The sequence below is a fragment of the Streptococcus sp. WM07 genome, from assembly GCF_004570525.1.
Taxonomy (GTDB): Bacteria; Bacillota; Bacilli; order Lactobacillales; family Streptococcaceae; genus Streptococcus.
Map to the genome: position 1 here is coordinate 14,317 of NZ_SPPZ01000001.1, position 19,540 is coordinate 33,856.

The 19,540-nt window shown below is 41.0% G+C and carries 21 protein-coding genes; 20 read left to right on the forward strand and 1 reads right to left on the reverse strand.

Annotated elements, in window-relative coordinates:
• Window positions 1-7: 7 nt before the first annotated feature.
• From eutC to E4T71_RS00160, 17 genes are all read left to right on the forward strand, one after another.
• Window positions 8-907 (forward strand): ethanolamine ammonia-lyase subunit EutC, encoded by a 900-nt coding sequence (gene eutC / locus E4T71_RS00080; protein WP_135035007.1) that lies wholly within the window; start codon window positions 8-10, stop codon window positions 905-907.
• 12 nt (window positions 908-919) lie between these two features.
• Window positions 920-1,576 (forward strand): ethanolamine utilization microcompartment protein EutL, encoded by a 657-nt coding sequence (gene eutL / locus E4T71_RS00085; RefSeq protein WP_135035010.1) that lies wholly within the window; start codon window positions 920-922, stop codon window positions 1,574-1,576.
• 16 nt (window positions 1,577-1,592) lie between these two features.
• Window positions 1,593-2,114 (forward strand): BMC domain-containing protein, encoded by a 522-nt coding sequence (locus E4T71_RS00090; RefSeq protein WP_135035013.1) that lies wholly within the window; start codon window positions 1,593-1,595, stop codon window positions 2,112-2,114.
• A gap of 6 nt (window positions 2,115-2,120) precedes the next feature.
• Window positions 2,121-3,602, forward strand: coding sequence for an acetaldehyde dehydrogenase (acetylating) (locus E4T71_RS00095; protein WP_135035016.1), 1,482 nt, complete (start codon window positions 2,121-2,123; stop codon window positions 3,600-3,602).
• A gap of 14 nt (window positions 3,603-3,616) precedes the next feature.
• Window positions 3,617-3,889, forward strand: coding sequence for a propanediol utilization microcompartment protein PduA (pduA, locus tag E4T71_RS00100; RefSeq protein ID WP_135035019.1), 273 nt, complete (start codon window positions 3,617-3,619; stop codon window positions 3,887-3,889).
• Between the two features lie 74 nt (window positions 3,890-3,963).
• The gene (locus E4T71_RS00105; RefSeq protein ID WP_135035022.1) at window positions 3,964-4,533 is read left to right on the forward strand and encodes a hypothetical protein; all 570 of its coding nucleotides are present in this window, start codon (window positions 3,964-3,966) and stop codon (window positions 4,531-4,533) included.
• A gap of 9 nt (window positions 4,534-4,542) precedes the next feature.
• Window positions 4,543-5,178: an ethanolamine utilization phosphate acetyltransferase EutD gene (eutD, locus tag E4T71_RS00110; protein ID WP_135035025.1), complete on the forward strand. Its 636-nt coding sequence runs from the start codon at window positions 4,543-4,545 to the stop codon at window positions 5,176-5,178.
• A 10-nt stretch (window positions 5,179-5,188) separates the two neighbouring features.
• Window positions 5,189-5,776, forward strand: a complete 588-nt coding sequence (locus tag E4T71_RS00115) for a hypothetical protein (RefSeq protein ID WP_135035028.1) — start codon at window positions 5,189-5,191, stop codon at window positions 5,774-5,776.
• Between the two features lie 11 nt (window positions 5,777-5,787).
• Window positions 5,788-6,063, forward strand: a complete 276-nt coding sequence (locus tag E4T71_RS00120) for a EutN/CcmL family microcompartment protein (protein WP_135035031.1) — start codon at window positions 5,788-5,790, stop codon at window positions 6,061-6,063.
• A gap of 12 nt (window positions 6,064-6,075) precedes the next feature.
• A complete protein-coding gene (locus tag E4T71_RS00125; RefSeq protein WP_135035034.1) occupies window positions 6,076-7,179 on the forward strand; it encodes an ethanolamine utilization protein EutH in 1,104 nt (367 codons plus the stop codon).
• A gap of 3 nt (window positions 7,180-7,182) precedes the next feature.
• Window positions 7,183-7,635 carry an ethanolamine utilization protein EutQ gene (locus tag E4T71_RS00130; protein WP_135035037.1) on the forward strand — a complete coding sequence of 151 codons (453 nt, stop codon included), beginning with the start codon at window positions 7,183-7,185 and terminating at the stop codon, window positions 7,633-7,635.
• Between the two features lie 60 nt (window positions 7,636-7,695).
• Entirely contained in the window at window positions 7,696-8,790 is a 1,095-nt protein-coding gene (locus tag E4T71_RS00135) for an NADH-dependent flavin oxidoreductase (protein WP_135035040.1), read from the forward strand.
• A gap of 21 nt (window positions 8,791-8,811) precedes the next feature.
• Complete coding sequence (locus tag E4T71_RS00140) at window positions 8,812-10,134, forward strand: haloacid dehalogenase-like hydrolase (protein WP_135035043.1); 1,323 nt, start codon at window positions 8,812-8,814, stop codon at window positions 10,132-10,134.
• A 155-nt stretch (window positions 10,135-10,289) separates the two neighbouring features.
• Window positions 10,290-11,042 (forward strand): ABC transporter ATP-binding protein, encoded by a 753-nt coding sequence (locus E4T71_RS00145; RefSeq protein ID WP_135035046.1) that lies wholly within the window; start codon window positions 10,290-10,292, stop codon window positions 11,040-11,042.
• Complete coding sequence (locus E4T71_RS00150; protein WP_135035049.1) at window positions 11,043-12,989, forward strand: ABC transporter permease; 1,947 nt, start codon at window positions 11,043-11,045, stop codon at window positions 12,987-12,989.
• Window positions 12,990-13,084: 95 nt separating this feature from the next.
• Window positions 13,085-13,750 carry a response regulator transcription factor gene (locus E4T71_RS00155; RefSeq protein ID WP_135035052.1) on the forward strand — a complete coding sequence of 222 codons (666 nt, stop codon included), beginning with the start codon at window positions 13,085-13,087 and terminating at the stop codon, window positions 13,748-13,750.
• A complete protein-coding gene (locus E4T71_RS00160; protein ID WP_135035055.1) occupies window positions 13,747-14,697 on the forward strand; it encodes a HAMP domain-containing sensor histidine kinase in 951 nt (316 codons plus the stop codon). The genes E4T71_RS00155 and E4T71_RS00160 overlap by 4 nt, the downstream gene beginning before the upstream one ends.
• Window positions 14,698-15,132: 435 nt before the next feature.
• On the opposite strand, the gene guaA is transcribed toward E4T71_RS00160, so the two are convergent.
• Window positions 15,133-16,698: a glutamine-hydrolyzing GMP synthase gene (gene guaA, locus E4T71_RS00165; protein WP_135035057.1), complete on the reverse strand. Its 1,566-nt coding sequence runs from the start codon at window positions 16,696-16,698 to the stop codon at window positions 15,133-15,135.
• 136 nt (window positions 16,699-16,834) lie between these two features.
• Between guaA and E4T71_RS00170 the strand changes: the two genes are divergently transcribed.
• From E4T71_RS00170 to ffh, 3 genes are all read left to right on the forward strand, one after another.
• Window positions 16,835-17,533, forward strand: coding sequence for a GntR family transcriptional regulator (locus tag E4T71_RS00170; RefSeq protein ID WP_135035060.1), 699 nt, complete (start codon window positions 16,835-16,837; stop codon window positions 17,531-17,533).
• Between the two features lie 96 nt (window positions 17,534-17,629).
• Window positions 17,630-17,962, forward strand: coding sequence for a putative DNA-binding protein (locus tag E4T71_RS00175; RefSeq protein ID WP_135035063.1), 333 nt, complete (start codon window positions 17,630-17,632; stop codon window positions 17,960-17,962).
• Window positions 17,963-17,972: 10 nt separating this feature from the next.
• Window positions 17,973-19,538 (forward strand): signal recognition particle protein, encoded by a 1,566-nt coding sequence (gene ffh / locus E4T71_RS00180; protein WP_135035066.1) that lies wholly within the window; start codon window positions 17,973-17,975, stop codon window positions 19,536-19,538.
• Window positions 19,539-19,540 lie beyond the last annotated feature (2 nt).

A 19,540-nucleotide genomic window follows, 5' to 3' on the forward strand; every position in this document is an offset into this window, starting at 1 on the left:
TAGAAGAGTGGACGAACTACAATTAAAGGAAATGATTCGAACTCTCTTGAGTGAGATGGTTGATTCAGATAAGGAAGAGACTCCGATTCAAGCAGAGCCTCTAAAGCAGACAGAGACAGTCTCTATTGAGAGTCAAGTTGAGGATGGGTTTATTGATGATATCACAGAAGTAGATATTCAAGAGCAATTTTTGGTTCCAAATGCTGTTAATGAAGAGGCCTACCGTAAGATTAAAAAATTCACACCAGCACGACTTGGTTTGTGGCGGGCAGGGACTCGGTATAAGACACAATCTGTCCTACGTTTTCGGGCAGATCATGCGGCAGCGCAAGATGCAGTCTTTTCATACGTGTCTCCAGACTTTGTTGAAGAAATGGGCTTTATTCCGGTTCACACATCTGCTTCTAGTAAAGATGAGTACTTAACACGCCCAGATTTGGGACGGATTTTTCCAGAGGATCAGCAAGCTATTATTCAGGAAAAATGCAAACGAAATCCCAAAGTTCAGATTATTGTAGGGGATGGTCTAAGTTCCTCGGCTATTGAAGCAAATCTTAAAGATTTTTTACCAGCTTTGAAGCAAGGACTAACCATGTTTGGTTTGGATTTTTCAGAGGTTCTCTTCATTAAACATGCCAGAGTTGGGGCGATGGATCATATCGCAGAGTTAACGGGAGCAGAAGTTGTATGTATGCTTGTTGGAGAACGTCCTGGTCTTGTAACAGCTGAATCCATGAGTGCATATATTGCTTATAAACCTTGGATTGGAATGCCAGAAGCTAAGCGGACTGTTTTGTCTAATATCCATAAAGGAGGAACACCGGCTGTAGAAGCTGGAGCTTATGTAGCAGAAATCATTAAGAAGATTTTGGATCATAAAAAATCAGGTGTTGATTTAAAAGGATAGAAGGAGAATAGAATGGTCAAACAGGAACGGTTAGGAGTTAATGTATTGACATCGTTGCTAATTCCGAATGTTGATGCAGCCTTAGCAGCCTCTTTGGAGCTTAAACCTCATCATCGGAGTGTGGGGGTTGTGACCTCTGATTGTGATGATGTTACCTATGTGGCTTTGGATGAAGCAACCAAGGCAGTGGATGTTGAAATCGTCTATGCGAAAAGCATGTATGCAGGAGCTGGAAATGCTTCTACAAAACTGGCTGGGGAAGTTATTGGCATTATTGCTGGACCAAATCCAGAAGAAGTTCGTAGTGCTTTGGATGTGATTGTCTATGAGATTGAAAATGGAGCAAGCTTCTACAGTGCCAATGAAGATAACAGCATTCCTTATTTTGCTCACTGTATTGCACGATCAGGCTCTTATCTTTCTCAAGCAGCGAATGCTGAGGAAGGAACGGCAATTGCTTATTTGATTGCTCCTCCAGCTGAAGCGGTAGTTGGTTTGGATGCAGCTCTAAAAGCAGCAGATGTTCAAATTGGGGCTTTTTATGGACCACCAAGTGAAACAAACTTTGCAGGTGGATTATTGGTCGGCAGTCAGTCTGCTTGCCGGGCTGCTTGTGATGCTTTTGCGAGAGTTGTCGAGCAGATTGCGGATAATCCAAAAACCTACTAGATAAGGGGAGATTTGTATGACACAAAAAGCACTTGGCTTAATTGAAGTAGAAGGCTTCTTAGGTGCGGTTGTGGCGGCTGATCTTGCTCTAAAAACGGCTGATGTTCGTTTGATTCAAGCGGAAACTGTTAAGGCTGGATTGAAAAATGTCCAGATTATGGGAGATGTGGGAGCCGTAAAGGCGGCCATTGAGACGGTGAAATCCGAGTTAGGGCAAGAACCTTACTTTATTTCGAGTCATGTCATTGCCCGTATGGATTCTCAAACAGAGCAATTGTTATTCTCGCATCCAGTAGAAGGTCAGGATGTTGAAGAAGAAACGGTCGTTTTAGAGGAGACTCCTATAGCAGTAACAGAACACGAAGAGACTCAACAAAGAGTTCCCAAATACGAACGCTTGAAGCTAGAGGGTATGACGGTGGTTAAGTTGCGTAGCCTAGCCTACCAGGAGCCGGCTATTGGGCTCACTAAAAAAGAGATAAAATTCGCCCATAAAGCAATCTTACTAGAAGCTTTAGAAAAAATAGAAAAGGAGTAGGCGTCTATGTATATTGAAGATAAGGACTTGGCGTCAATCCAGGAAGTAAGAAATCTGATCCGGACGGCAAAGAAGGCTCAGAAAGAGTTGGCCCAATGGAATCAAGAACAGATTGATACCCTGGTAAAAGTCGTCACCAAGGCCTGCTATGATAAACGAGAATATCTAGCTAAACTAGCTGCTCAAGAGACTGGTTTTGGTCGTTGGGAAGATAAGGTTTTAAAAAATGCCTTGGCTTCTCAAGGAGTATACGAAGAAATTAAGCATCAAAGAACAGTTGGTATTTTATCAGAAGATGCTAAAACGGGACTAACAGAAGTAGCTGTACCAGTTGGAGTTATTGCAGGGCTAATCCCTTCTACAAATCCAACCTCCACCGTTATCTATAAGGCATTGTTAGCTCTTAAAACAGGGAATAGTATTATCTTTTCTCCGCATCCCAATGCCCTTAAGAGTATTGAGGCAACCGTTGAGATTATTCAAGAGGCAGCTAAATCAGTTGGTTGTCCACCAGGAGCCGTCTCATCCATTCACCGTGTCTCTATTCCGGCAACGAATGAATTGATGCGTCATAAGGATACTAACCTTATTTTAGCAACAGGTGGAACAGCCATGGTACGAGCAGCCTACTCTTCTGGTACACCAGCAATTGGAGTAGGACCAGGAAATGGGCCAGCCTATATTGAGTCAACTGCAGATATCTCTCATGCAGTCCAACAAATCTTGGATTCAAAAACCTTTGATAATGGAGTGATTTGTGCTTCTGAACAATCTGTGATTGTTGAAGAGTCTAATAAAGAAGCTGTCATTGCAGAATTTAAACGTCAAGGAGCTTATTTTGTTCCTGCAGAAGATGCTAAAAAATTAGGAGCCTTTGTTATTCAGCCAAATGGGATGATGAATCCAAAAATGGTTGGGAAGCCAGCACCTCTAATTGGGGAAATGGCTGGAATATCGGTACCAGCAGATGCACGGGTCTTGATTGCAGAAGAAACTGGGGTTGGTAAAGGTCATCCATTCTCCTTGGAAAAACTTGGGCCGGTTCTTGGTTTTTACACCGTTAAAGATTGGGAAGAAGCTAGTGATTTAGCCAATCGTATCTTGAACAATGAAGGTGCAGGTCATACTTTTGCCATTCATAGTCAAAATCAGGATATTATTCGTGAGTTTAGCTTACGGACTCCGGTATCTAGACTTTTAGTTAATACTGGATCTGCCCTTGGTGGAGTTGGTGCCACAACCGCCTTGTTCCCATCCTTCACTTTAGGGTGTGGAGCGATAGGAGGAAGTTCAACTTCTGATAATATCAGTCCTATGAATTTGATTAATATCCGCCGCATTGCTAGTGGACAGCGGAATTTAGCCGATTTACGGAAGACTGAAAATCAAGTAGTAGAGGTTGTGAAGGAACTTAAATCTGAAAGCTCATTCAGCGATGAGGCCTTAATCGAAACCCTCGTTGCAAAAGTTTTAGAAAAATTAACATAAAAGGAGAATAGAAGATGAATGCAAATGCACTTGGAATGGTAGAAACAAAAGGACTTGTAGGCGCAATTGAAGCAGCAGATGCGATGGTCAAAGCAGCTAATGTAACGTTGGTTGGAAAAGAACAAATTGGTGCTGGTTTGGTAACGGTTATGGTTCGTGGGGATGTTGGTGCAGTTAAGGCTGCGACAGATGCAGGAGCAGCAGCAGCAGAAAATGTAGGGGAATTAATCTCTGTACACGTTATTCCACGTCCACACTCTGAAGTAGAAGTTATCCTTCCAAAATAGGAAGCAAGGGGGAGGGACCGGAATAGAAACTGGTCCCTTCATGTTCCCTTGAGGGTAGGAAAGGAAGTGACTGTATGACTCTGTATACAGAAGCACGAATTCGCAAAATGATGCGGGAATTAGATTTGGAAGCTTCAGGGCAGTTGCTCTTAGAAGCGGGATCCATTTTGACTCCTTCTGCTAAAAGCTTCCTCAGAGACCGTCGCATGAACGTTTCATGGAAAGAAGCTAACTCTTCGGAAAAAACGGATTTTCTATCTCTACCCACAGACACTTTGTTTCGCTTGGAAAAAGTCTATCCTTATTTTTTAAAAGCTCAAAAAGTCTTAAGGCAGTATTATTTGCTTGATAAAGAAGAAAAATTGATTCATTATTTCCATCAACTTCAAACATTGAGAAAAGGGAAAGAATTAGAACTAGAAATTTCTGTAATTTTCGCAGATGACAGTGCTGATCGACTCATGAATCAAGTTTTGGAGAAGCCAATCTGGGCGTTGGAGCTCTATCAATTATCGATAGAGTTGAATCAAATTTATTGTGAATATGAATTAGCTTGGTCAACCGAATCCCAAAATCGGCATGAACAATTTTTGAGACAGTTAAAAAAAATAGTGGGTGGAATTCAAAGCTTGATTGTGGAGTGAGGAAATACAATGAAATTAGAAACATTGATTGAAAAAGTAGCTGAACGGGTTCAAGAGCAACTAGATTCTAGTTTTGAAATTGAAGCCAGTGGCCGTCATGTCCATCTGAGCCAGAAAGATTTGGAGAGTCTTTTTGGACCAGGATATGAATTAACGAAGATGAAGGACTTATCCCAACCAGGTCAATATGCAGCACAAGAAAGAGTGACCCTTATTGGTCCGAAAGGTATCTTTCGAAATGTAGTCATTTTAGGACCTGTTCGGAAGGAATCACAAGTAGAAGTTTCTGCGACAGACTGTTTGCAATTGGGAATTCAAGCACCTGTGAGAGAGAGTGGTGATATTGAAGGCACACCTGGAATTGTTCTTGTGAATGGAAATCGCACAGTTTCTTTGGACAAAGGATTGATTGTTGCCAAGAGGCATATCCATATGACACCAGAGGATGCAGAACGCTTGGGTGTTTCAAATCATGAAATTGTCCAAGTTCGAGCAGAGGGACAACGCCCGCTTATTTTTGATGATGTGGTGGTTCGGGTTAGTCCACAATTTGCGACTTACATGCATATAGATTATGATGAAGCCAATGCTGCAGGATTTGTTAAAGGTATGCGTGGTCGTATCGTAAAGATTTCAGAAACATAGGAGATGGCTTATGACGCAAATTGAAGATCTTATTCAAGCTGTGACAGACCGCCTCTTAGAAAAATTGACTGTAGAAACTGCCAGTAAGGAGTCAGAAAAGGTTTATGTTTTTGGCTCAGAGGACTGTAAGCGTCAGATTCAAAATTTGGGTTTTGAAGTGGTAGAAGATGCCCAACAAGGGAAGGTTTTGGTTATTGAATCTTTAGCAGATGCAGCCGTTTTCCGTTTGGCGAATCTTTGTCCACTGACAACCTTAGAAGAATGGATTTTGCAGGCTCTGCAGCAGGGAAAAGCGGTTTTTGTTTTAGGGGCTATGCCGACTGTGCAAGGCTCTACTAAGGCTCTGCGGACTAGTATTGGAAACGCGAATCAAACAGTTTGTTCATTTGGATTACGATTTACAGATGTTGAGGGTTTGAAAGAATTTTTACAGCGGAAAGAAGTCACACCTAAAAATGGAAAACGTAGATTGTTAACAGAGGAGAAAGCCCAATCCCTTGGCTTATTACCGGGTGATTACCTGGATGCCAAAAACTGGCTTATTACTCCGTTAGCTCGTGATTTTTTACGTCGAAATAGGATTAGGATAGATGAATAAGGAGTGGGGAGATGTTTGTCGGTAAAGTCAAGGGTAGCCTATGGGCTACTCGAAAAGAGGAAGCCTTGAATGGTTTGAAGTTTTTAGTTGTTGAACGCCAATTAAATGACCAGCAAACAGATCCCGCTCATGTGATTGCGGCAGATTTAATTGGGGCTGGCCAAGGTGACATGGTATTGGTTACGACAGGAAGTAGTGCCCGTGTGGCCCTGGATAGGACCGATGTGCCAATTGATATGCTGGTTGTTGGAATCATCGATAAGGTAGCTTATGAAGATGATAATTAGAAAGGAAAGCAAATGAGTATCAATGAGATAATCATTTATGTAATGGTCCTTTTTCTACTGATTGGAGCAGTTGATAAGTGTATCGGTGGAAAATTGGGACTGAGTGAGCAGTTTGAAGAAGGGATTATGGCCATGGGTGCCTTGGCTTTATCTATGGCTGGGATTATGGTCGTAGCTCCTCTATTAGCTGATTTATTAAAGCCAATTATTGTTCCAATTTATGGATTGGTTGGTGCGGATCCCTCTATTTTTGCGACAACTTTTATTGCCAATGATATGGGAGGTGCTCCCTTGGCTTTGAGTTTGGCAGAGAATGAAGAGGTCGGAAAATTTGCGGCCTATGTTCTTGGCTCTATGATGGGTCCAACTTTGGTGTTCACAATTCCAGTTTCTCTTGGAATCATTGAAAAAGAAGATCGCCCTTTATTAGCACGTGGTATTCTCTATGGTTTGGTTACGGTTCCTATCGGTTGTTTAATTGGAGGTCTTTTAGTACCAGGATTGGGCTTTGGCACACTACTGATTAATTTAATTCCAATTATTATCGTATCCGCACTAATTTTCCTTGGTCTAGTTATGGCACCTGAAAAAATGATTAAGGGATTTGAGGTTTTTGGACAAATTATTGTGACCATTGCAACTCTTGGTTTAGCTTTTGGAGCAGCGCAACTCTTAACAGGAAATGAATGGCTTTTGAGTCTTTATCCGAGTGGAGCGGAGACCTTGGTAGAAGCCTTTGAAGTTGTCGGAACAATTGCGGTTACCTTAGCGGGAGCCTTTGGCTTGGTAGCAGTCTTTACTAAAGTAGCCAGCAAACCTTTAGCAAAGGTTGGTCAATCTCTGGGTGTCAACGATGTCGCAGCTGCAGGTTTGGTTGCGTCCTTGGCCAATAATATTGCCATGTTCCAAATGATGAAAGATATGGATAACCGTGGAAAAATTATTAATGTGGCCTTTGCAGTATCTGCTTCTTTTGTAATTGGAGACCATCTTGGTTTTACAGCAGGACAAAGCCCAGATATGATTTTCCCAATGATGGTTGGAAAAATTGTAGGAGGAGTGACTGCTGTTATTCTAGCCTTTATTTTGACAAAATCTATGAAGAAAGAAGGGTAACCTATGAGTTCTGTTAACCGTGATATGTTAGAAAAACTGGTTCGTCAGATTATTCTCGAAGAATTAGCAACAGAGCCATCTGATAAGAAAGTCAGTAAAGCAGGGGTTATTTCCCTAGCAGTTAATCAAATAGATGTAAGACCGGAAGATCGACTAGACACTGGAAACGCTCAAGATCAGGTTTATACGAGAGATTTAGTAAGTTTGGAAGAAAGTCCACGCTTGGGCTTTGGCCTCATGACCATGGAAGACACTACTTTCCCTTGGCATCTGGATTATGATGAAGTTGACTATATTATTGACGGTCAATTAGATATTATTGTTGGGGATGAGGTTATGTCAGCAGGACCGGGACAAGCCCTCTTCATTCCGAAAGGGAGTGACATTCAATTTTCTGTAAAAGGAAAGGCCCGCTTTGTTTACATTACATATCCCGCTGACTGGCAGAATAGTTAAAAGAAGTACGGATTCTCCTCAGGCATATGGTGAATCCGTCTTTTTTAGAAGGAGGACAAGATGCAATTAGAGAGCTCTTACCCTTTTCCAAATGGTATGCGAACAAACAATCGCCTAGTTTTAGCCCCTCTGACTATTAGCGCCAGTTTAGCGGGTGGAATTGTGTCAGATGAAGATGCAGCTTTTTATCGGCGACGTGCTGGTAGTGCAGGTTTACTGATTACAGGTAGTGCCTATGTCCATCCTCTAGGACAGGCTTATGCGGACAGCTTTAGTGTAGCTGACGATGATAAGATTCCAGGTCTAGCAAAACTCGCCGAGGCTATGAAATCTCAAGGGAATCTGGCGATTCTGCAAATTTATCATGGGGGACGGATGGTTCCAGCTACTCTTATCGAGTCACAACCAGTTGCACCAAGTGCGGTTGCTGCTGAACATGGGGAAGTAACGGTTCCTAAATCTCTAAGCAATACTCAAATCGAGGAACTGCTGCAAGATTTCTTGGCTGCGATTCGTCGTGCCATGGTAGCAGGTTTTGATGGTGTGGAACTTCATGGAGCCAATACTTATTTAATCCAACAATTTTTATCGCCTCATTCGAACCGTCGACAAGATAAATGGGGAGGGACTTTAAATAATCGCATGCGATTTGCCAAAACCCTCGTTAAGCGGGCACGGCAATTGATTGACCAAGAGAGTCCGAATTCCTTTTTATTGGGGTATCGTTTCTCTCCAGAAGAAATTGAAGTTCCAGGGATTGAACTCAAGGATAGTTTAGCATTGATTGATCAGTTGATTCGTTTAGGAATTGATTATCTCCATGTGTCAATGGATCATTTATGGCAATCTTCCTTGCGAAAAACAGAGGAAAATACTCCTGTCATCTTAGCCATTCGCGACAAGATAAATGGACGTGTACCTCTTATCGGGGTCGGTAAAGTGAGGAATGCTGAGGATTATAAAGAGGCATTGAAGTCGGGCATTCCCCTTCTATCCATGGGAACGAGCTTATTGTTGGAACCGGACTGGCTAGAACTCTATCGATCAAAAGCGGAATCAGAGATTCGGACTTACTTGGATGAGGAAAATCTGGCAGATTTAGCTTTACCTCAAAACTTTGTCAGGGACTATGGAAGTTACTATTCAAAACCTTAGCAGCATCAAAAGGAGAATATTATGAATTGGAAAACAACAGCTGTTTTATTATGCGGAGCTAGCCTGCTTTTAGGTGCTTGTCAGGCGGACATGAAAAAGGAAGAAACGAAATCTGATAAGGTGGAGCAATCTCAAACGCGTCAAAAAGGTCAAGAGATTTTGATGACTGGAAATTGGGATTCCAAAGCCCATGCACGTCTAACACAGATTATTCAAGAGTATGGGAAGGACTCTCCAAACTATTCAGAGGAGGCTCGACCTTACGCAGTCTTTGACTGGGATAATACAACTATCATTAATGATATTGGTGAAGCCACTTTTGTTTATCAAATTGAGAACTTGGCCTTTAAAGCAACTCCTGAAGAATTTGGGGCGATTATTCGAACACAGGTTCCAGAGGAAGTTTTCAGTGAGGATTATCAGAACAAAGCAGATCAATCCATTTCCATTACAGAAATTGGAGCTGACCTAGAAGCGGATTACCAATATCTTTATCAAGAATACAAAGGTTTTGAAGGTGGGAAAAATTTAGAAGAAGTCCAAAAAACAGATCAGTACAAGGATTTCAGAGCTAAACTTCTCTTCTTATATGAAGCGATTGGGGATACGTTTAGCTCAGATATTTCTTATCCATGGGTGACTTATTTCTATGCAGGGATGACATCCGAGGAAGTTCAAAAGCTATCGAAGGAATCCATTACTAAATCATTAAACGATGAGTTAGTGTTTGAAACTTGGGAGAGCCCAGCAAGTCACAAAGGGCAAGCAGGACAGGTCGAAATTGAATTTAAGCGTGGTATTCGGACGGTCAAAGAAGTCCAAGACCTTTACCAAACATTGATGAAAAATGGAATTGATGTTTATGTCAATTCAGCTTCTTACTATGATGTGATTATACCGTTTGCAACTTCTAAAGAATACGGATACGGTGTCCCAGAAGAACAAATTTTTGCGATGCGTCTTTCTAAAACAGAGGATGGTAAGATTCTTCCTGAATTAGATTCAGCGTATCCGCAAACGCAGGGAAGTGGTAAGACTGAGACAATTAACCAGTTTATAGCTCCAAAACAAGGGGATAGCCAACCGATCTTGATTGCTGGAGATAGTAATGGGGACCATGCGATGCTTAGTGATTTCCCAGAATTAAGAATGGGCTTAATTTTCAACCTCTTACGTAATCCTGAAAAAGGGATTGGTTTGTTAGCCAAAGAAGCTGCAGCAGATTATGATAAAGACCAACCACTTTATTACTTGCAAGGCCGTGACGAGAATAAGGGAGTTTTAATTTCAGGTCAGAAAACCATTAAATTAGGTAAAGATGAAGCTGAATTATTAAAAGATTAGACGGAGGAAAAGACCAGGGTTCATATTCTGGTCTTTTTAACAATTGTTATGAGAAACTTTCTTACAGCTTTGTAAGAAAGTAGGAATTTTTGTAAGAATCCTCTCTTATACTTTGTTCTATAATGATAGTAACGAAAGATGAAAGAGGAAGTTTTATGTTATTAGAAATTAATCATTTAGAAAAGGTTTATCGAACTCGTTTTTCCAAAGAAGAAACACGCGCCCTTCAGGATGTTGACTTCAAAGTCGAAGAAGGGGAGTTTATTGCCATTATGGGAGAAAGTGGGTCTGGTAAGACAACCTTGCTCAATATTCTTGCAACCTTAGACAAACCAACCCGTGGTTCGGTGGTACTCAATAACCAGGATATTACCCAGATTAAAGAAGGTAAATTGGCAGATTTTCGTCTCCAAAATCTCGGCTTTGTCTTTCAAGATTTCAATCTCTTAGATACCTTAACGGTTCAGGATAATATTTTCCTCCCACTAGTGTTAGCGCGCAAGAAGTTTTCTGAAATGGAGCAAGGCTTAGCTCATTTGGCTCCACAGCTAGGGATTCAAGACTTATTACAAAAGCGTCCGTTTGAGCTTTCAGGAGGTCAGAAGCAGCGGGTAGCCATTGCTCGCAGTTTGATTACCCAACCACAGCTCGTCTTAGCCGATGAGCCAACAGCTGCTCTTGATTATCGGAATTCTGAAGATTTACTCCATCTATTTGAGGCTATTAATGAGGCTGGCCAGACCATCCTTATGGTAACCCACTCAGCTAATGCCGCTAGTCATGCTAAGCGCGTGCTTTTTATCAAGGATGGTCGAATTTTCCATCAACTTTATAAGGCTGGAAAGAGCAATCAAGATTTTGCTAAAGAAATATCCTTGAATATGTCTGCCTTGTTAGGAGGTGAGTAGATGTTCTACCTCAAACTTGCCCTTCAAAATATTCGTAATTCCATTCGTGTTTTTGCTCCATTTGTCCTTGCCAGTTTAGTTCTCTTTACGATTATCTCCTCCATGTTTGGACTTATGTTTAGCCCTGTGATGACATCAATGGGATCTGGAGCAGTTATCCTAGGTTTAGGGCTCTTTGTGTTGACTATTTTCAGTTTAATTATGGAAATTTATAGTTATAATTTCCTAATGCAACAAAGGTCAAGAGAATTCGGTCTCTATAATATGCTTGGGATGAATAAGAAAAAGGTTGCTCTGATTGCCAGTATAGAGCTAATACTACTTTTCTTGGCGATCCTATTATTAGGATCAGTTCTGGGGATCGTTTTTTCCAATGTCCTTTATTTAATTTTTGTTAATTTGGTGGGTTACAGTGAGCTTCACTTTAGTGTTGATCCCTTAGCGTTTGTTTACTCAGCTTTCTTATTTGGAGGGATTTTCCTTGTTTTGGAATTCTTGGCCATTCGAAAAATCGGAAAAACAAATCCATTGATTCTATTCCGCAGTAGTGAAAAAGGCGAGAAGGAGCCAAAGGGAAATATCTTACTGGCTGCTTTGGGGATTCTAAGTTTGGGGACAGGTTACTACCTTTCCCTCAGTTCCAAAGAGACAGGAGTTGGAATTATTTATCTCTTTTTCCTGGCTGTTTTATTAGTAATTGCTGGAACCTATTTATTTTATATTAGCTTTATGACATGGTTACTCAAGAGACGTCGGAAAAATAAACGGTATTTCTATCAACCAGAACATTTTATTACCACCTCTCAAATGATTTTCCGAATGAAACAGCATGCAACAGGTCTAGCCAACATTACACTTCTAGCGGTAATGTCTTTTGTAACTATAGCTACCACAACCTCACTCTACACAGGGATGCAAGGAATTACGGATAATCTTTATCCAAGAGAAGCGAGTCTTAACCTTATTGTTGAAAGTCGTGAGGAAGCTAAGGAAGCCTATCAACAAACAGTTCTTGCTAATTTCCCAGACTCTGCTAGAAATGTTGAGGACTTGCTGTTCTTCCAAACTTCGATAATTTATGATGGTGGTGAAGAGATTGCAATTACAGAAGGAAGTATTGCCAATTCAAGCATTAGCAATCCATACTATACCTATGTGATTACTCAAGATGACTTTAGAAAACTAGGAAACGAACTTTCAAATTTAGATTCAAATCAAGTAGCTGTTATTCAAACTAGTCAAGAACAAAACTTGAAGAGAGTCAAATTAGAAGAACAGGTTTTTGAAACGATAGCAGGTCCTTTGGAACCTAAATTTCCAGGATTATCGAATACTTTAAACGGTATGGTACTTGTTGTCCCGAATGATGAAGTTTTAAACACTTTCAAAGATTTTTATAAATTGCCTTTAACCTATCGTGTCTTTGCTGATATTAGTAAAGCAGAGATTGATGCAGTAGCTGAAAAAGCAGGTGATGTAGCACTTGTTCAAGATGAATCTGGTAAGTGGACCGCAGAAGTCTTTCATATACAAGATTTTTCCAATATGCTATTAGGTTTTACAGGTGGTTTCCTCTTTACGGGATTTCTACTTGGAATTAGTTTTCTACTAGGGGCAGCTTTGATTATTTATTACAAACAATACTCTGAAGGTCACGAAGATAAGAAATCTTATAAGATCTTACAGGAAGTTGGTATGAGCCAGACGGCTGTTAAAAAGACCATCAATTCACAAGTCTTACTGGTATTCTTTATGCCACTCGGAATGGCAACCCTACATTTTATAGCCTCCTTGGTCATGCTGAAACAAATGCTGGCTCTATTCGAAGTGAATTCTTCAAGCCTGATTTATACGGTTAGTGCGGTGACTCTTTTGTCCATTGGTATCCTGTACTATGTCATTTATAAGCTAACCAGCCGCACCTACTACCGCATTATTGAACGATAAACTGAAAAGTCGGAGATGTTTTGTCTCTGGCTTTTTTAAGGGTGAATTTTCGGTTATCTTTTTGTTTTTCTGATAAAAGGTGTTAGAATGTCAATATGAAACAAAGTGTCGTATACATTGTTGAGGATGATACCTTCATTGTCGATCTTCTCAGGCAACATTTAGGTCAGAATCACCAAGTTATGAGTGTGAAGAATTTTCGTGCAGTGAGCCAAGAAGTTGCAGAAATCCAGCCAGATATTATTTTGATGGATATTAGTTTACCTTACTATAACGGTTTTTACTGGACTACGGAGATTCGTAAAAGTATGACTATGCCTATTATTTTTATATCATCTAGTGATGACGAAATGAATGCGGTGATGGCTATGAATATGGGCGGGGATGATTTTGTAACCAAGCCATTCTCCTTGGAAATTCTAGATGCCAAAATTGGGGCTTTTTTACGGCGGGTTCATCAATTTGCACCTGTTCAAGATTATAGTGTGGATGATTTTCATCTGAGTTTGGAGGGGCGCTTGCGACGGGGACAAGAGCAGGTACAGCTTACCCCAACGGAAACACGAATCTTGAAAGCCCTCTTTAAGGGGCAGGGACAAGTGATCAGCAAAGAAGAGTTGCTCAAGGATTTATGGGAAAATGAAGATTTTATTGACCAGAATACTCTCAATGTGAATATGACTCGCTTGCGGAAAAAGGCAGCAGAAGTGGGTTTTGATCGTATTCATACTGTACGGGGAGTGGGGTACTTGATTAAATGATACGCTCTTTTCTCCGAGAATACAGAGTATTCTTTTTCGCTTATTTTTTGCTTGCAAGCTCTTTTTTGATTTTATTCTATCTCTACCAACTTCCCTGGCCTTTCTTTCTGCAATCCATCTTTTTATCTTGCACAATCTTCATGATTCTTATGCTAAGCCTTTTTTGGAAATTTTTTCATCGAATAAAAGCCTTACAAGATGGAATTCATGATGTTGATCTCCATATTTTAAATAAGCCCATTGATCGAGCTTATTTAATGTTGCTTGAAAAGGAGAAGAATGAGGCTCGGCAAGAACTCTTGTCCTATAAAAAAAGGGAAGAAGATCTTCAAGCGGTGATCAAGTTATGGTCTCACCAAATGAAGGTGCCTCTCGCAGCTCTTTCTCTGATGACTCAGACCAAACAGCTAGATCCTCAAGGCGTGGACAATCAGCTCTTAAGATTAGACAATTATCAAGCTAACCTCCTGAACTATCTAAAACTTAGCAACCAGAGCAGCGATTTCCGCTTTGAAGAAGTAGAGGTACGTCAAGTCATGGTTGACTTAGTGAAGAAATACCGCACCCACTTTTTACATAAACAAATTGCTGTTAGTATAGAAGGAGAATGGAAACTTAAATCTGATCGAAAATGGCTCTCCTTTGCCCTCTCTCAAATCCTGGATAATGCCATCAAATATAGTCAGGAAAGAGGTTCAGTCCAGATTCAATTGGATGAGGGTGTTCGCATTAGTGACCAAGGCATAGGTATTCTGCCAGAAGACATCCCCCGCCTCTTTGACCAAGGCTTCACCGGCTTTAATGGCCGCGAACACCAAAAAGCCAGCGGCTTTGGCCTCTACCTAGCCAAGCGCGTGCTTGACCAGCTAGAACTAGCGATTGAAGTTACTAGTCAGGTGGATCAAGGAACTCAAGTAGTGGTGAGAAGGAAGGAGGATTGGACGTAAAAGAAATACTAATTAGGGAAGACCGAACCTCGGATTGTAGCGATCTTGCAGAACTTTTTTACCAAATAGTCCGAAATTCTATTTTCATAAACTGGACTTTCGTTAAAAAGTCTAGGGCTAATATCACAGAAAATCCATTTTGTTTCTCCAAAACTTTCTAAAGGAAATGACTCTTTAAATACTAGCAGATATTATTAGCTAAATAGAAAACAGCTTAGAATTACGTCATTAAAAACGTTGATTCTAAGCTGTTTTTATCCAATAAAATTTCAAGTGAAGCCAGAAATTGCTCGCTTTTGAATTTCTAAGCTCGGGATAACAAGGTCCGCAGTCCCCTCCTCGCTTTTGAATTTCTAGGCTCGGGATAACAAGGTCCGCAGTCCCGCCTCGCTTTTGAATTTCTAGGCTCGGGATAACAAGGTCCGCAGGACCTTGTTATTCCCACTCAACTGTTGCGGGTGGTTTGCTGGTGATGTCGTAGACGATGCGGTTAACGTGGTCGACTTCGTTGACGATGCGGACAGAGATTTTCTTCAGAACATCCCATGGAAGTTGGGCGAAGTCTGCTGTCATTCCATCGATAGAAGTGATAGCACGGATGGCTAGTGTGTAGTCATAGGTACGGCCGTCTCCCATAACTCCGACGGAGCGGACACCTGTGTTAACTGTGAAGTATTGCCATACGTCGCGGTCGAGTCCTGCTTTTTGGATTTCTTCACGGAGGATGGCATCGGATTCACGAACGGTTTGGAGTTTTTCTTCAGTAATTTCACCCATTACACGGATTGCAAGACCTGGTCCTGGGAATGGTTGACGCCATACGACTTCGTCTGGCATACCAAGCTCTGTTCCAAGGGCACGGACTTCGTCTTTGAAGAGTGTGTTAAGTGGTTCGATCAATTCAAATTGAAGGTCTTCAGGTAGACCGCCTACGTTGTGGTGAGATTTGATAGTTTGTGCGGTATCTGTTCCAGATTCGATAATATCTGTATAAAGGGTGCCTTGGGCTAAGAAATCGACACCGTCTAATTTGCGAGCCTCGTCATCGAAGACATAAACGAATTCGTTCCCAATGATTTTCCGTTTTTGTTCTGGATCTGATACTCCAGCAAGTTTAGAAAGGAAGCGTTCAGAAGCATCAGCTTTGACGATGTTAAGGCCGAATTTGCCTCCAAGCATCTCCATAACTTGATCAGCTTCGCCTTTACGTAGTAATCCATGATCCACAAAGATACAGATAAGTTGGTCTCCGATGGCTTTTTGGAGAAGGACACCTACAACAGAAGAATCAACGCCCCCTGAGAGACCAAGAAGTACTTTACGATCTCCTACGGTTTCACGGATTTTCTTGATTTCCATCTCAATAAAGTTATTCATAGTCCAATCGCCTTTAGCACCACAAATGTTAAAGACGAAGTTTTTCAAGAGATTAAAGCCATAGACAGAGTGACGAACTTCTGGGTGGAACTGAATTCCGTATAGGTTTTTATCAGCGTTTTCAATGGCAGCGAAAGGACAGTCTGCAGAAGTCCCTGTCCGAACAAACTGATCTGGGATTTCAGTTACAGCATCTCCATGACTCATTAAGACAAGCTGTTCTTCTGGTGTACTTGCAAAGAGACGACTTTCAGGAGTATGGGTTAATGGAGATTGACCATATTCACGATTTCCTGCTTCGCCAGCGGGAACAACCTTACCACCCAATTTATGAGTCATCAGTTGCATACCGTAACAAATTCCAAGTACAGGGATTCCCAACTCGAAGATTTCTGGATCAATATCGAAGGATCCTTCTTCATAAACGGAGTTTGGACCACCAGAAAGAATAATTCCAATTGGATTCATTTCTTTCACTTCTTGAGCACTGAGTTTATGGCTTTTTAGTTCAGAGAACACACCCATTTCACGCACACGACGTGAAATCAACTGGTTGTATTGGCTACCATAATCCAGAACAATAATTTTTTCGACATCTTTCATGTCAGGAGTGATTGTAGTCATCTAATCCCTTTCCTATAAATAGATTTTTTATAGATTCCATTGTATCATAGTGCTTGCTCCTTGCCAAGGAAGCTAAATTAATTTGACTTTTGTCTCAGAGACTTCTAAAATAGGAGTAAATAAAGGGGGAGAAGCCATGCGACCAGCCTATTTGGAAATACACGATGATATTAAAACTGCTATTGATCAAGGTAAGTGGGAGATTGGCCAGCGCTTGCCAAGTGAACGCGATTTGGCGGAGCATTACCAAGTTAGTCGTATGACTTTGCGCCAGGCTATTACTCTTCTAGTGGAAGAGGGAGTATTGGAACGTCGGATTGGGAGTGGGACCTTTGTTGCATCGACTCGGGTACAAGAAAAAATGCGTGGAACCACCTCTTTTACAGATATCATTCACTCCCAAGGTAAAGAACCATCTAGTCAAGTTATCTCCTATCGTCGGACTCTTCCGAGTCAAAAAGAAGTGGATATTTTAGGTATTTCTCGAGAAGATAACATTATTCGAATGGAGAGGGTTCGGTATGCAGATGAAGTGCCAGTTGTTTATGAGATTGCAAGTATTCCTGAAAAGTTTATTAAGGACTTGCCCAAAGAACAAGTAACTAGCCATTTCTTTAAAAGCTTAGAGGAACAGGGATATCGGATTGGTAAATCAAGTCAAACGATTAGTGCAAAACTCGCAGGAGAGCGTATTGCTCATTATCTAGATATTCCAAAAGGTCAGGCAGTTCTTACGTTAACACAGTTATCTTATCTGGAAGATGGTCCAGCTTTTGAATATGTAAAAAGCCAATATGCAGCGGATCGATTCGAATTTTATTTTGAGAATGAGTAGAAAAGACGGTTTATACTAGGAGTGTAGATTATCACGAACTAAGATTCTGAGGTTGAAGCTTGAGTCCAGCCTCTTTTCTGATATAATAGGACTGTTATGGAAATTGAAAAAACCAATCGCATGAATGCTTTGTTTGAGTTTTATGCAGCTCTTTTGACGGATAAACAGATGAACTACATTGAACTTTACTACGCTGATGATTATTCCTTGGCTGAAATTGCGGAAGAATACCAGGTCAGCCGCCAGGCTGTCTATGATAACATCAAGAGAACTGAACGAATTTTGGAAGATTATGAACGGAAGCTTCATATGTATTCTGATTATATTGTTCGCAATCAGGTATTTGAAGAAATTTTGGAGGCTTATCCCCAAGACAGCTTTTTAACCGATAAGATTCAATTATTAACAAGCATTGACAATCGAGAATGAGGAGAAAAGAATGTTCGAAAGTCTAACAGAGCGTTTACAATCTGTTTTTAAAAATCTACGTAAAAAAGGTAAAATTGACGAAAAAGATATTCAGGAGGCCACCAAAGAAATCCGGATGGCTCTGCTAGAAGCAGACGTTGCTTTACCTGTTGTGAAAGATTTCATCAAGCAAATTCGAGAACGTGCTTTGGGACAAGAGGTTATCGATACCTTGAATCCCGCCCAACAAGTGATAAAAATTGTTAATGAGGAATTGACTCGTTTATTGGGTTCAGACCGCTCTGAAATTGAAAAATCTTCTAAAATTCCAACAATTATTATGATGGTAGGTCTCCAAGGAGCTGGTAAAACAACTTTTGCTGGAAAATTAGCCAATAAACTGAAAAAAGAAGAGAATGCTCGTCCCTTAATGATAGCAGCAGATATTTATCGACCTGCTGCTATTGAGCAATTAAAAACACTGGGTCAACAAATTGATGTACCTGTTTTCTCTATGGGGACTGAAGTTCCAGCTTTGGACATTGTTAAAGCAGGTTTGGAACAAGCTCGGGAAAATAAAAACGACTACGTTTTGATTGATACAGCGGGTCGCTTACAGATTGATCAGCTCCTTATGCAAGAGCTAAAGGATATTAAAGAGTTTGCGCAACCTAATGAAATCCTTTTGGTAGTTGATGCCATGATTGGTCAAGAGGCTGCTAATATTGCGCGTGAGTTTAACCAGCAATTGGAAGTGACGGGAGTTATCCTAACAAAAATGGACGGAGACACTCGTGGGGGAGCTGCTTTATCTGTCCGTCAAATTACTGGAAAACCTATTAAATTCACCGGAACAGGTGAAAAGATTACAGATATTGAGGCCTTCTATCCTGACCGCATGGCTGGTAGAATTCTGGGCATGGGTGACCTTTTGACTCTTATTGAGAAGGCCTCTCAAGAGTATGACCAACAAAAGAGCCTGGAAATTGCTGAAAAGATGCGGGAAAACACCTTTGATTTCAATGATTTCCTTGATCAATTGGACCAGGTTCAGAATATGGGACCAATGGAAGATCTTCTCAAGATGATTCCAGGGATGGCTAGCAATCCAGCTCTGAAAAATCTCAAGGTTGATGAAAAAGCAGTTGCTCGCCGTAAGGCGATTATCTACTCCATGACTTCTGCCGAGCGGGAAAACCCAGACCTCCTCACCCCATCACGCCGCCGTCGGATTGCGGCTGGTTCAGGAAATAGTTTTGTGGAAGTGAACAAATTCATCAAAGATTTTAACCAAGCTAAACAAATGATGCAAGGGGTTATGTCTGGTGACATGAACAAGATGATGAAACAAATGGGAATGAACCCTAATCAACTTCCTAAGAACATGCCAAATATGGGTGATATGGATATGTCCGCCTTAGAAGGAATGATGGGGCCAAATGGTATGCCCGATTTATCAGCCTTGGGTGCTGATATGGATATGAGCCAACTATTTGGTGGAGGGCTTAAAGGAAAACTCGGTCAGTTTGCTACTAAACAAGCCATGAACCGTATGAACAAACAATTGAAAAAAGCTAAGAAAAAACGGAAGAAGTGATG